15 protein-coding genes are annotated in these 13,345 nt (G+C 38.6%); 8 read left to right on the forward strand and 7 right to left on the reverse strand.

The window, feature by feature from the left end; all coding sequences use genetic code 11:
- From ADIARSV_RS13460 to ADIARSV_RS13475, 4 genes are all read left to right on the forward strand, one after another.
- Nucleotides 1-265, forward strand: a 265-nt coding sequence (locus tag ADIARSV_RS13460; RefSeq protein ID WP_040300091.1) for a MarR family winged helix-turn-helix transcriptional regulator, incomplete at its 5' end; no start/stop codon positions are given.
- A 214-nt stretch (nucleotides 266-479) separates the two neighbouring features.
- Nucleotides 480-929 (forward strand): GNAT family N-acetyltransferase, encoded by a 450-nt coding sequence (locus tag ADIARSV_RS13465; RefSeq protein ID WP_016196110.1) that lies wholly within the window; start codon nucleotides 480-482, stop codon nucleotides 927-929.
- A gap of 18 nt (nucleotides 930-947) precedes the next feature.
- Nucleotides 948-1,526 (forward strand): helix-turn-helix domain-containing protein, encoded by a 579-nt coding sequence (locus tag ADIARSV_RS13470; RefSeq protein WP_016196111.1) that lies wholly within the window; start codon nucleotides 948-950, stop codon nucleotides 1,524-1,526.
- A gap of 22 nt (nucleotides 1,527-1,548) precedes the next feature.
- Nucleotides 1,549-2,160, forward strand: a complete 612-nt coding sequence (locus tag ADIARSV_RS13475) for a hypothetical protein (protein ID WP_040300093.1) — start codon at nucleotides 1,549-1,551, stop codon at nucleotides 2,158-2,160.
- Nucleotides 2,161-2,178: 18 nt separating this feature from the next.
- Here ADIARSV_RS13475 and ADIARSV_RS13480 read toward each other — a convergent pair whose 3' ends face one another.
- Entirely contained in the window at nucleotides 2,179-4,035 is a 1,857-nt protein-coding gene (locus tag ADIARSV_RS13480; protein WP_016196113.1) for an Nramp family divalent metal transporter, read from the reverse strand.
- Nucleotides 4,036-4,143: 108 nt separating this feature from the next.
- Between ADIARSV_RS13480 and ADIARSV_RS13485 the strand changes: the two genes are divergently transcribed.
- The gene (locus ADIARSV_RS13485) at nucleotides 4,144-4,614 is read left to right on the forward strand and encodes an Lrp/AsnC family transcriptional regulator (RefSeq protein WP_016196114.1); all 471 of its coding nucleotides are present in this window, start codon (nucleotides 4,144-4,146) and stop codon (nucleotides 4,612-4,614) included.
- Here ADIARSV_RS13485 and ung read toward each other — a convergent pair.
- Nucleotides 4,611-5,285 carry a uracil-DNA glycosylase gene (gene ung / locus ADIARSV_RS13490; RefSeq protein ID WP_016196115.1) on the reverse strand — a complete coding sequence of 225 codons (675 nt, stop codon included), beginning with the start codon at nucleotides 5,283-5,285 and terminating at the stop codon, nucleotides 4,611-4,613. The genes ADIARSV_RS13485 and ung overlap by 4 nt on opposite strands.
- 72 nt (nucleotides 5,286-5,357) lie before the next feature.
- Between ung and ADIARSV_RS13495 the strand changes: the two genes are divergently transcribed.
- On the forward strand, nucleotides 5,358-5,909 hold the full coding sequence (locus ADIARSV_RS13495; RefSeq protein ID WP_016196116.1) for a tetratricopeptide repeat protein: 552 nt from the start codon (nucleotides 5,358-5,360) through the stop codon (nucleotides 5,907-5,909).
- Between the two features lie 47 nt (nucleotides 5,910-5,956).
- On the opposite strand, the gene ADIARSV_RS13500 is transcribed toward ADIARSV_RS13495, so the two are convergent.
- The 5 genes from ADIARSV_RS13500 to ADIARSV_RS13520 form a co-directional block, all read right to left on the reverse strand.
- Entirely contained in the window at nucleotides 5,957-6,169 is a 213-nt protein-coding gene (locus tag ADIARSV_RS13500) for a hypothetical protein (protein WP_016196117.1), read from the reverse strand.
- Nucleotides 6,170-6,253: 84 nt separating this feature from the next.
- Nucleotides 6,254-7,975, reverse strand: coding sequence for a lysine--tRNA ligase (gene lysS / locus ADIARSV_RS13505; protein ID WP_016196118.1), 1,722 nt, complete (start codon nucleotides 7,973-7,975; stop codon nucleotides 6,254-6,256).
- 45 nt (nucleotides 7,976-8,020) lie between these two features.
- Nucleotides 8,021-9,934, reverse strand: a complete 1,914-nt coding sequence (locus ADIARSV_RS13510) for an AMP-dependent synthetase/ligase (RefSeq protein ID WP_016196119.1) — start codon at nucleotides 9,932-9,934, stop codon at nucleotides 8,021-8,023.
- Nucleotides 9,935-10,028: 94 nt separating this feature from the next.
- The gene (locus tag ADIARSV_RS13515) at nucleotides 10,029-10,355 is read right to left on the reverse strand and encodes a HesB/IscA family protein (RefSeq protein WP_016196120.1); all 327 of its coding nucleotides are present in this window, start codon (nucleotides 10,353-10,355) and stop codon (nucleotides 10,029-10,031) included.
- An 86-nt stretch (nucleotides 10,356-10,441) separates the two neighbouring features.
- The gene (locus ADIARSV_RS13520; RefSeq protein WP_016196121.1) at nucleotides 10,442-11,638 is read right to left on the reverse strand and encodes an IscS subfamily cysteine desulfurase; all 1,197 of its coding nucleotides are present in this window, start codon (nucleotides 11,636-11,638) and stop codon (nucleotides 10,442-10,444) included.
- 209 nt (nucleotides 11,639-11,847) lie between these two features.
- Here ADIARSV_RS13520 and ADIARSV_RS13525 point away from each other — a divergent pair, with 209 nt between their 5' ends.
- Together ADIARSV_RS13525 and ADIARSV_RS13530 are read left to right on the forward strand one after the other, a co-directional pair.
- Complete coding sequence (locus tag ADIARSV_RS13525; protein WP_040300094.1) at nucleotides 11,848-12,096, forward strand: type B 50S ribosomal protein L31; 249 nt, start codon at nucleotides 11,848-11,850, stop codon at nucleotides 12,094-12,096.
- A gap of 64 nt (nucleotides 12,097-12,160) precedes the next feature.
- Nucleotides 12,161-13,345 carry a putative sugar nucleotidyl transferase gene (locus ADIARSV_RS13530; RefSeq protein WP_016196123.1) on the forward strand — a complete coding sequence of 395 codons (1,185 nt, stop codon included), beginning with the start codon at nucleotides 12,161-12,163 and terminating at the stop codon, nucleotides 13,343-13,345.

Here is a 13,345-nt window from a genome sequence, read left to right on the forward strand (position 1 = left end):
GGAAAGAGTCTCCAAACAAGCTATTTCTCAAGTGATCAACCGGCTGTTTGATGCTGGATATGTTCGCCGCGAAATTATTGAAACAGATAAACGGAAAGTGGTGATTTCCTTAACTGACAGTGGTCTCAACAAATTAATGGAGACTCGCCGGATAAAAGAGGAATGGCTTGCGGGTGCCATGTCCGAAGTGTATTCTAATGAGGAACTTGCTTTAATCAAAGCTTTTCTTCCACTTTTAAAACGGATAACGGATTATAATGGTTAAACCATTTTTATCAATCTCTTACCTGAGCAGACCTATCTTTTTACATCGATTAGAGTAAATTCAATCCTTATTCTGAATAATTCTTTACTTCAGTAACACAATCGTCCATCATATTGCATCGTTCTAAACCCGGAGGATGCGTATATTTACTCCGTTACATAATACGAAAATCTTGGCTTGCAGGTTTTAAGAGTAACAGTAGAAATATATTTAAATGTCCTATATTAAAATAACAAAACGTTTTCAGGATTTAAGTCTGGAGCAATTATACCAGATACTGCACCTCCGAAATGAGGTTTTTATCGTGGAGCAAAATTGTGCCTTCCAGGATATTGATCATATCGATCAGCAATGCCATCATTTTATGTTGTACGGAGATGGTAAACTAATTGCTTATGCCCGTATTGTACCTGCTGGTGTGGTGTATGAAGAGGCTTCAATTGGGCGTATCATCACCCATCTTTCCGTCAGAGGGACAGGGGTAGGAATTAGAATGATGGACATGATTCTCTCTGATGTAGAGGAATTGCTTGGCGCCCAGCCTCTCCGTATAGGTGCTCAGGTTTGGGCACAGAAATTCTATGAGAAATTTGGCTTTGTCAAGAGTAGTGAGATCTACGATGAAGATGGTATTGATCATATTAAAATGATCCGGAAAAGTTAATCCTTTAAGATCATTAAGATGAAAGAGCTTTATATTAAAAATATGGTTTGTCCCCGTTGTGTATTTGCCATTGAGCAGGTACTTGAACAGCAGAGCCTGGAATTTGAAGAAGTCAAACTAGGCTATGTACGCCTAAAAGTGGATCTTATTGACACACAGAAAATTGAAAAGTTACGGACAGAAATAAAGTCTCTAGGTTTCGAACTGTTAGACGATTCAAAGGAAAAGCTGGTGGAGAAAATCAAGACATGTATCATTAACAAAATATTCTATCAGTCAGGCGAAGCTCTTCAATTGAATTGGTCTGATCTGATTGCGCAAGAACTGTCGCACGATTATAATTATTTAAGCGCCTTATTTTCATCATCAGAAGGAACTACAATTGAACAATATATTATCAGGCAAAAAATAGAGCGGGCAAAGGAGCTCATTTCTTATAAAGAGCTTAGCTTAAAAGAGATTGCCTGGCAGCTGGATTATAGCAGTGTGGCTCATTTGTCTTCACAATTTAAACGGATTACTACTTTTACACCATCACAATATAGGGCTGGTATGGACAGCACTCCCCAACGCAACAACCTTGATTCAGTCATCTGAGCAGCGTGTTAAAATTGAAACTATGAAATATATTAAAATTATAATTACACTATTTTTTATGGGTACTCTGGCTTCTTGTGGTGTTAAAACACAAGTTAGTCAGTTGGAAGCCCTGAAAAGCTGCGTTTTTAAAGTAAAAACAGTAGACAGTATTTATTTGGCCAATACGCCTATAGAAAAATTGTATAATAAAAATGGCTTAGACCTTTCCAGGGCACCGAGTCTTGCTTTCTCCATGCTTCAACAAAAACTGCCTTTAAAAGCGAGAATAAATTTAGGAATTACCAATCCAGGTTCTGAAGATGCAGGTATTAATGCATTTGAATATATTGTTATGATTGCCGATCAGGAATTAATGAAGGGCCTTTACAATCAGGCGATTAAGGTTCCAGGTAATGGTGGTGACGTTATTGTACCCTTTAAAATCGATACCGACATTTATCCTGTCATGTCTAAGCCGGAGAATCAAAAAATAATATCAAGTTTTTTTTCGTCTTCGAAAGATACTACAGTCACGATCATTGTTAAGATAAAACCAAATATTATCGTGGCTGATAAAAAAGTAGAATACCCCGGCTATATTGATATTAAGAAAGTTCTTAGCAATAAAGAATTATTACCCTATCTTAAATAGAGTAATAACGCTCTTTATTTAGCGAACAATTAATATTGGAATTTTAACACGATGCCGTACCGAGTTAAGGGTACTTCCAAAGATCATATCCTTCAGTGTCTTATGTCCGTGAGCACCCATCACCAATAGGTCCAGATTGTTTTTATTCGTCAGCTTGGCTATTGCTCTCGCTGTATTTCCATAACCGATTAAAACAGTGGAGTGGTAGCCGAGTTTTTCCAGATTTAAGCGATAAATTTCCAGGTTATCCTCGTCACTTCTTGTTTCAAAATCCAACACTTTATCCCCGTAATAACGTGCACCCGCAGTTTCAACAATATGGATCAGATAATAATGGGCAAGTTTACCACCCTGTAATAATGCATGCCGGATAGTTGCTTTGTCATGTGAAGAAAAGTCAACCGGAATCCCTACTGCTGTATACAATACTGTTTCTACTTCAGGAATTTCCAATGCTTTACCATGTGGAACATTTGATGGTATAATACTGCTCTTCTTAAATAAAGGATGGAAGGATACATACAACAAGAGGAAGATAATTGCCAGTATAACGGGAATCAGAATAGCGATTACCCACCAGTTATTATCTCCACTTAACCAGGTACGAAGGAATTCATAAACTAGTTTAATATTCAACGATACAATGATCAGGGCACTAAACCAGGCAAGAATTTTCACCCATGGTTTGATGGCGAAGTCACCCATTAGCTTCTTATCAGAAGTGAAATGGATCAATGGAATCACGGCAAAGCCAAGCTGTAAACTGAGCACGACCTGACTAAGGATCAATAAAGCACCCAGGTAATCTTCTCCATAATAAACTATAGTGAAAAACGCAGGAATAATAGCAAGCAGTCTGGTGATTAGTCGCCTTAGCCACGGTTGAATCCGGAGCTTTAAATGCCCCTCCATGATAATCTGTCCCGCCAGTGTTCCGGTAACTGTTGAACTTTGTCCTGCAGCAATTAAGGCTATCGCAAATAATGCAGGAGCAAGTGATCCGAATATGTTTTCAAGAAGTTTATACGCATCTTGTATTTCAGCGATTTCAAAATAGCCGTTTTTATAAAAGGCAGTGGCTGCAAGGATAAGTATAGCCGCATTAACAAAAAATGCAAGGTTCAATGCCACTACTGTATCAATCAGGTTGTACTTAAGTGATTCTTGAATGCCTTTTTTTGTCCGCTCAATTTTTCTGGTCTGTACCAGCGAAGAATGCAAATACAGATTATGAGGCATCACCGTTGCCCCAAGTATTCCTATTGCGATATAAAGGGCATTTCCCTCCAGAACGGAAGGTTGCAGTCCCTTAAATATATCGTTTAGAGATGGCTCAACAATAAACATCTCCGTTAAAAAGGCAATGCCTACAATGAATACCATCGAAAGAATGAAACTTTCCATGGCCTGCATCCCCTTGTTGAGTAAAAAAAGAAGTAATACGGTATCCAGAATAGTGATGGAAATTCCCCAGATCAGCGGTAAGCCAAATAAAAGGTTCAAACCGATAGCCATACCGATTATTTCGGCAAGATCACAGGCAACTATTGCTATTTGAGCTAAAATATATAAGGGTAAATTTGCCCAGCGCGGATAAGCATTTCTCGATGCCTGAGCTAAATCGAGTCCCTGAACAATTCCAAGTCGCGCACTTAAAGATTGAAGTAGCAGTGCTATTAAGTTGGACATCAGCAGTACCCAAATTAATTGATAACCGAACTGGCTTCCTCCAGCTAAATCGGTTGCCCAGTTTCCCGGATCCATATAGCCCACGCTAACGAGATAAGCGGGACCAAGGAATGAAAGTAATTTACGCCAACCTGTTTTACCAGCAGTTGTTACTGTAGAATGTACTTCCCCTAAAGATTCGTTCATATTGTACTACCTTTTTCCATGTTTTGCAAATCTAATAAAATGAATTAGATTAATCTAATATATACTTTCTTTTTAATTTGTTTTAAATTCGCTTCATAAATTACGCTTATGTCATTTCAACCGGATAAAACAGACTTACAAATCATCAAAAGACTCCAGGAAAGTGGACGAATAACCAACTTACAGCTCTCCAATGAAATTGGACTTTCACCAGCACCCACGCTGGAACGAGTAAGGAAATTAGAGAATTCAGGTATTATTAAAAGTTATCATGCGGTTGTAGATGAAGAGGAACTCGGTTTAGGCATTAAAACATTTATACAGATCCAACTTGATTTTCATCATAATAATACCATTCAAACCTTTATCGATGAAGTGAAAAAAATAGATGAAATCACAGAATGTCATCATGTAACCGGTGGCTGTGATTTCATTTTAAAAGTATATGTTAAAGATATTAAATCCTATGAGAAGCTAATTATGGAAAAGATTGGAAAAATTCAGGTTGTGAAGACATTTCAGACGATGATGATCCTTTCTACAAGTAAGAAAGAAGCTGTTTTGCCTTTCAACTATTAAATCTGCCAGTCAATTTTTGTTAAACCTTGTGCTTCTAAAAGCTCATTTGCTTTAGAAAAATGCTTGCAACCAAAAAATCCATTGTATGCGGAATAGGGGGATGGATGTGCTGCCGTTAAAATACTGTGTTTAGTTTCATCTATCAGCGGTATTTTAGCCTGTGCATTTTTCCCCCAAAGAAGGAAAACGAGTCCTTTACGATTTTCAGATAGGGCTTTAATAGCCTGATCCGTGAAGATTTCCCATCCTTTTTTATGGTGTGATGCAGGTTCCCCTTTTCGGACCGTTAATGTGGCATTTAAAAGTAAAACACCTTGCTCTGCCCAATGTGTCAATTCTCCATGAACGGGAATCTCAAATCCAGGTATATCCGTTTTTAATTCCTTATAGATACTCCGTAAGGAGGGAGGTATCCCTATACCCTTTAAAACTGAAAAAGAGAGGCCATGCGCTTGCCCTTCTCCATGATAGGGATCCTGACCCAGAATAACTACTTTGACGGACTTAAAAGGAGTTTGATAGAAAGCATTAAAGATGAGTGCTCCGGGAGGGAATATCACTTTGCCGCTCTTTCTTTCTTCGACCAGAAAGTTTTTCAATTGTTTCATATAATCCTTTTCAAATTCCTCGGCAAGTGCCTCTTTCCAGGAATCCTCAATTTGTACTGTCATAATTCTATATTTATTGCTTTAGATGCTAAATAAAAGCAGATATTTGCATTCAATCATCAAAGAAATAAATATATGCCGAATTTTGTTAGATTAATAATAGGTTTTGCCTTATTAGGTGCAACTGTTGCTTTAATGTTCTTTAGTTTCTGGGGAACGGGAGTTCTTGTGCTATTGTTGTCTATTCTTGTTTTTGTTACCTTCTTCTTCAACGAAAAGATGCTGATCGCTCAATTCTACCTGCGCAAGGAAAATATGGAAGGTGCCGGAAAGTGGCTTAAGATGATTAAAAATTATGAATCTGAACTTTTGAAAGCGCAGCATGGTTATTTCCATCTGCTGGTTGGATTAATAGAATCTCGTAAAGCTCCTTTACAGTCCGAAAAATACTTTAAGAAAGCGCTGACTTTAGGCATGACCATGGATCATAATATTGCTTTAGCAAAATTAAGCCTGGCAGGAATAGCCATGGCAAAGCGCAATAAGAGAGAAGCAACCATGTATCTGCAGGAAGCTAAAAAAGCCGATAAAAATAAGCTTTTAGCGGAACAGATAAAAATGATGAAGGATCAGATGGTACAGATGGACAAACAACAGGTTCAAACCAGAGGATTCAGACCAAGATAATAAAGAGGGAATAAAAGATAATAAGATAAATAAGCAGATAGCTCTGCTTATTTATCATCTAAATGGTCAAAGTAATTCACTCTTGGAGAGTTCACTCTTTTGCTGATGATATCTTCTTCGTCATCATATCTTTTATATGAGAAAAAGTGTTCTGCCTGAATTCGTTTTAAAAGTGTGCTGATCAAAGAAAGATCAAAATCACTTTTGTTTAGTTTAATCAGGTATTCATTTTCTGTTATTTCAATGCTTGATAAATTCATGTTATATATTTTATATAACAATAATAAGAAAGGCCTGTAAACTTAGTGTTTACAGGCCTTTAAGTTTAAGTTAAATTCTTTTAGTTATTCAAACCATTCCAGCACCGCTTCCTTCGAAGGAATAGCGATATCCAGTTTTAGTTTCTTACGCATTCCCCCTAAATCATTGAATACTTTATTCGGATTTGCCGCTTTCAGCTCTTCCACAGTATTGAATCCCATTTTTAATAATACCGGGACCCATTCGGTTGGAACACCCAAAGCTTCATAATCAGCTACAGAAGCTACTTTCATTTTTTTCTCTGCGCGCATCTGAGGAAAGAAGAGTACCTCTTGTATCGTGCTCTGATTGGTCATCAGCATCACCAGGCGGTCAATTCCAAATCCTAATCCAGCAGTTGGCGGCATTCCATATTCCAATGCTCTCAGGAAGTCCTCATCCGTTGCCATTGCTTCCTCGTCCCCGCGAGTGGCCAACAACAGCTGATCTTCAAACCGTTCACGCTGATCAATAGGGTCATTTAACTCGGAATAAGCGTTACCGATTTCCTTGCCGTTTACAAATATTTCGAACCGTTCAACAAGGCCATCTTTACTTCTATGTTTCTTTGCTAAAGGAGTCATCTCCAAAGGATAATCAGTGATAAAAGTAGGCTGAATCAAATTTCCTTCCACTTTCTCACCAAAGATCTCATCAATCAGCTTGCCTTTACCCATAGATGGATCTGTTTCAAGCTTCAAATCAATACAAACCTGTCGTAAGCCTGTCTCATCCAGTGCTGAAACGTCGACACCTGTATATTTCTTAATAGACTCAAACATGGTCAGCTTTTCATAAGGACCAGCGAAGTCAATTTCATATGTACCCACCGTTACTTTAGTGGAACCATGAATAGCTAAGGCTACTTTCTCCAGGCACTCTTCTACCATGCCCATCATCCAGATATAATCCTTGTAGGCTACATAAATCTCCATGCCGGTATACTCAGGATTATGCGTCCGGTCCATTCCTTCATTCCGGAACATTTTACCAAATTCATATACACCATCAAATCCGGCAACAATCAGACGTTTTAAATACAGCTCATTCGCAATACGAAGATACAAAGGCATGTCCAGCGTATTGTGATGCGTTTTAAAAGGTCTTGCAGCTGCACCACCATGAATGGGTTGCAAAATAGGCGTCTCCACTTCCATCCATCCCTGTGCGTCAAAATAATTACGCATGGTACTAATCACTTTGGAGCGATTGATGAAAATTTGTTTCAGATCAGGATTCACCGTAAGATCGACATAACGCTGACGGTACCGCATTTCAGGATCAGTAAATCCATCAAATATATTTCCTTCCTCATCGCGTTTTACAATAGGTAGTGGTTTAAGCGATTTAGATAATAACTTGAGTTCTAATACATGAATGGAAATTTCACCAGTCTGGGTAGTAAAAACATATCCCTTCACACCAACAAAATCTCCAATATCCAATAGTTTCTTAAATACCGTATTGTAAAGTGTTTTATCTTCTCCCAGGCATATTTCATCCCGTTTAATGTACACCTGCATTCTTCCGGTAGAATCCTGAAGCTCTGCAAATGAAGCACTTCCCATAATACGGCGACTCATGATCCGACCGGCAAAGCTAATGTCCTGATATAAAGTTTTATCCTCAGGGTAATTTTTAAGGATTTCTTCAGTAGTAACATTAACTTCATAAGCTTCAGCAGGATAAGGATTGATCCCTAGATTGCGGAGCTGTTGTAAAGCCTCACGGCGTATAATTTCCTGTTCGGACAAACCAATACTCATTATGTTGTAATTTTTGCAAACTTATGTAAAATTCATGTATAAGCATTACTCACCGAAACTTTCCTCCATATAGAGTGTGTCGATGTCCTCTGCATATTTTTTCTCTATAATTTTTCGCTTTGCTTTTAAGGATGGAGTCATCTCACCAGCTTCAATAGAAAACGGGTTCCGTTTCACTTTAAACTGTTTAATTCGCTCAAATTTAGCAAGCTCATTGGAAAGCCTTTTAATATCCTGAGCAATCCAGGAAACCACTGCTTCATCTTCTATAAACAGTTCAGGCTCCTGGAAAAATTCATCCTTATAGCCAAAAGTTTCCTGCAAAGCCTCTCTTGAAGGAACAACAATCGCCGTAATATATTCCCGTTTATCTCCAATCAGGAAAATCTGTTCAATTTTAGTGCTTTTCAAATAGGTGTTTTCTACAGGAGTAGGGTAGATATTCTTCCCGTAAGAGTTGACCAGTATGTTTTTTATCCGATCGGTGATCTTCAGATTTCCCTCATAAAACTGACCTACATCACCGGTATGAAACCAGCCATCCTGATCAATCACAATCGAAGTTTCTTCCGGTTTGTTCCAATATCCTTTCATTACACAATGACCCCTTACAATAATTTCTCCTTCCGGAGATACAAAGTCTTTGTTGAAAGTAAGATACGTTTGTATAGTATAGATCTTCTTGCTGTCTACGTTTTGAATTCCCACCTCAATACCCGGTATAATCCGGCCAACTGTACCATAGATCTGACGGTCAAATTCGGTAACTGACATTACCGGTGATGTTTCCGTTAACCCGAAACCCTCCAGTACCACAATATCCAGATTACCGAAAAATTCACCTATATTTTTAGGTAAAGCAGCCCCTCCGGATATAAAGAACTTTAACCGTCCCCCTGTCTTTTCTTTTATTTTGCTGAACACCAGTTTATTAGCAATTGATTGTTGCATATTCAGCAACATACCCGGCTTACTATCGGTTGCTTTCGCTTTTCTGAATTCTTCTCCAATCTGCAGGGCCCAATTGAAAATTTTTTCCTTAATACCGCCATCTTGCGTTCCTGTTTTAATGGACTTGTCGTGGATCCGCTCCAAAAGTCGGGGCACACAAGCCATAATCGTAGGTTTCACTTCTTCCATATTCCGCGCCAGCAGTTCCAAACTTTGTGCAAAAGCAATTTTACAGCCCTTTGTACAACAGATCAGGTAGCTACACGTACGTTCAAACACATGGGAGAGGGGTAAAAAGGATAAAAACAAATCATCTTTGTCTACTATGGTAATCATTTCCAGACATACCCTTGCATTTTCGACAAAATTGCCGTGAGTCAGCATAACTCCCTTAGGAATTCCTGTCGTTCCGGAGGTATAGATCAGCGCAGATAAGTCAGTAGGCAGTATCGCTTCCCTGCAGGCATCAATCTGTTGTTTCCGGTCATTCAGGCAGGCCTTTCCTTCCTTTATTAACTGATTAAAGCCAATTACTCCCGCAGTGATATTCAGATCTACAGTATGTTTATCGAAATCGTCAAAGGTTGGAATAATACGTTCCAATCCAGGACAATTATTAGCAATTTTTAAGATTTTTTTAAGCAGAAAAGGAGTACCGACAATGATGGTTTTTAATCCTGCATCATTGATGATGTATTCAATTTCACTTTCCGAAAGGGTAGGATAGATGGATACATTTACCCCGCCAATTTGCTGAAGTCCCTGATCGTAATACACATAAGCAGGCGAGTTTTCCAGAATCAAACCCAAACGATCTCCCTTTGAGATTCCCATTCCCAAAAAATAGGAAGATACCGCATCTGCCCGATCAAGTGTTTCCTTATAGCTGATGTTAAGCCATTTATCAGCCACCTTATCCATCAGGAAGGTGTTAGTTTCAGGATGGATATTTGCTACTACATTACGCAATAGGGAAGGTACAGTATTATATTTGCTTTTTAAATGCATCTACGTATAATAGGTTAGTAATACAAGGTACATAAATTATGCCTTATATACGAAAAGGGGCATAAAGCCCCTTTATATGTGAAATTTGGTATTTTTAAACGGAAAAACTTTCCCCACAACCGCATGTACGGGTTGCATTCGGGTTAATAAAATTAAAACCTTTACCATTTAACCCATCTGTGAAATCCAACTCTGTACCGGCAAGGTAAAGGAACGATTTCATATCCAAGGCGATTTTTAAACCTTTATCCTCGAAAAACTGATCATCAGATTTCGCTATGTTATCAAAATCCATCTTATAAGATAATCCTGAGCATCCGCCACCCTGAACAGAAACCCGTAGGAAGTAAGACTCATCATAATTCGATGTTTTAATCAAATCGTCGATTCTAGCTTTTGCTTTCTCTGTTACTGTTATCATACTCTTTTATTTGCTTTTTAATATGTGCAGAATAAAAACGGATGTATCCGTTTAGCTATTCTGTATGTTTACAAATTTACAAAAAATTATACTTTATTTAACTCATTTTCATCTTTGTACATCTGCCAAAGTGGAGAAATTGCTCTTAAATGATTTACTGCCTTTGTCATTTGTTCAATCGTATAATCAATCTCTTCTTCAGTATTGAAACGGCCAATTCCTAATCGAATAGCCGAATGTGCAAGATCGTCCGATAATCCCAGACTTTTTAACACGTAAGAAGGCTCCAGTGAAGCAGATGTACATGCTGAACCCGATGATACCGCAATGTTTTTTAGTGCCATCATCAGCGCCTGTCCGTTTACATGCTGAAATGATATATTCAATACACCAGGTAACCGCGATGTCCTGCTTCCATTTACAAAAGTAGCTTCAATCTGCAAAAGAGCCCTTTCCAGTTTATCCCTTAAAAAAGTAATCCGCAACGTCTCGGAATCTGATTTTTGCGAGCAGAGTTCAGCGGCTTTACCCAAGCCTACAATACCCGGGACATTCAAAGTTCCGGAACGCATTCCTCTTTCGTGACCACCACCATCAATCTGCGCCGTGATTTTAACTCTCGGATTTTTCCTGCGTACATATAAGATGCCAACTCCTTTAGGACCATACAGTTTATGAGCTGAACAGGCCATCAGGTGGATCCCATCACTCAGCACATCTACAGGTACTTTACCTACAGCCTGTGTAGCATCACAAAAAAATAACAAATCATTCTTTTTCGCAATTTTAGCAATCTCTTTTATGGGTTGAATAACTCCCGTTTCGTTATTCGCATACATGATCGCAATCAGTATAGTTTGAGGAGTAATCGCCTTTTCCAATTCCTCAGGAATGATTAATCCATCTTCATCTACCGGGAGATAAGTGATGTTGCCGCCAGATTGCTCAAGATGCTTGCAAGTATCCAACACCGCTTTATGCTCCGTAACACAGGTGATAATATGATTACCCTTGCCTTTGTACATTTCATAAACTCCTTTTATGGCCAGGTTTACAGCCTCTGTCGCCCCGGAAGTAAACACCAGTTCAGTTTCCTGCGCGTTAATCAGAGCCGCAATTTGTTTCCGTGCATGATCTACAGCCTCTTCGGCAATCCAGCCAAATGAATGATTCTTACTGGCAGCATTACCGAACTTCTGCATAAAATAAGGCAACATCGTTTCAAGCACCTCAGGATCCATCGGTGTAGTCGCATTGTTATCCAGATAAACAGGAAGATTCATAGTGTATAGTACAAGTTTAAACCAACACAAAGTTAACAAAACAAATGCTTTAGTCATTTTAATGACGCATAAAGGGGTCATAAGTTTGACATAATGAATGATTATTCTATATTTGCAACTTAAACCGGTAAACAATTTAAATAAATGGCAATTACATTTTGATGTAATGAAAATTTATTTCATATTTGCGCCCTGAAAAAGTTTAGATCATGAAGGCTGATTTGCATCCAAAAAATTATAGATTAGTTGTTTTTAAAGATATGTCAAACGACTATTCTTTCATTACAAAATCTTGTATTGACACAAAAGAATCCATTAAATGGGAAGACGGTAATGATTACCCTCTTATTAAATTGGAAATTTCTCATACCTCTCACCCGTTTTATACAGGTAAGATGAAGCTGGTAGATACTGCCGGTCGTATCGATAAATTCCGTACACGTTATCCTAAAAAGTAATATTTATCAAAATATTTTTTAAAAGTCCCGGTATACAGCCGGGACTTTTTTTATTTTTGCCCTAATGACCATTATCTTATTTGATGATTCTGCACGCGATAGTCTGTTACCTTTAACATACACGCGGCCAATAGCACTATTAAGGGTTGGCATACTTACAATAGCTGAAAAATGGGCTAAATATCTTAAAAGTGATACAGCTTATCTGACGGTGCCCTATCTCCAGGAAAAATTCCCGTTTAACCCTACACCCGATAATATATTTATTAATGGATCTGTCTGTCCGGATGACGCACTCCTGGAAGCCATAACTGCGCTGAAAGACGGAGATGCGCTATATACACAGGAAGTCTTAATCGCCGTAAAAAACGGGGTAGCACAAAGTGGTATTCCCGATCTGAATCTGGATGGCTTTAAACTCATCCATTACCCGCTTTCTATTACCCGTCTCGTTTATCCTGAACATATCTTCATCAATAACGGTCAAGAAATTATCCGCGACTTTAAATTGCTGACCAGCAACCGAAGTTCTGCTCCTTTAAGCGGTACAAACACCATTCTTGGAGATAATATTTTCGTAGAAGAAGGTGTAGTGGTCGAATGCAGCATTTTAAATACCCTGAACGGCCCTATTTATCTTGGTAAAAACGCACAGATCTGGGAAGGCAGTATGGTTAGGGGAGCTTTTGCTTTATGCGAAGGGTCGCAACTCAAAATGGGCACGAAGATCTATCCCAAAACCACCATCGGCCCTTTTTGCCGGATAGGAGGGGAAGTGAATAACGCAGTGATCCTGGGCAACTCTTCCAAAGGTCACGAAGGATATCTTGGAAATTCCGTCATCGGTGAATGGTGTAACATGGGAGCAGATACCAATAACTCAAATCTTAAAAATAACTACACTGACGTCAAATTGTGGAATTATTCCACAGGTCACTATCGAAACACTGGCTTACAGTTCTGTGGTTTGGTGATGGGCGACCACGCAAAGTGTAGTATAAATACCATGTTTAATACCGGAACAGTAGTCGGGATTTGCGCTAATGTCTTCGGTGCTGGATTTCCTGCTAACTTTGTACCTGACTTTTCATGGGGCGGAGGAAAACATAGTATAGAATACCAGCTCGATAAAGCCATGGAAACTATAGAGCGTGTATTTGACCGCAGGAATAAAGACCTGGACGATATAGACAGGAAAATATTGTCCGAAGTATTTGACTTAACTAAACATTATAGAAATTTTAATTAA

Origin of the sequence: Arcticibacter svalbardensis MN12-7 (assembly GCF_000403135.1) — a bacterium.
GTDB classification, from domain to species: Bacteria; Bacteroidota; Bacteroidia; order Sphingobacteriales; family Sphingobacteriaceae; genus Arcticibacter; species Arcticibacter svalbardensis.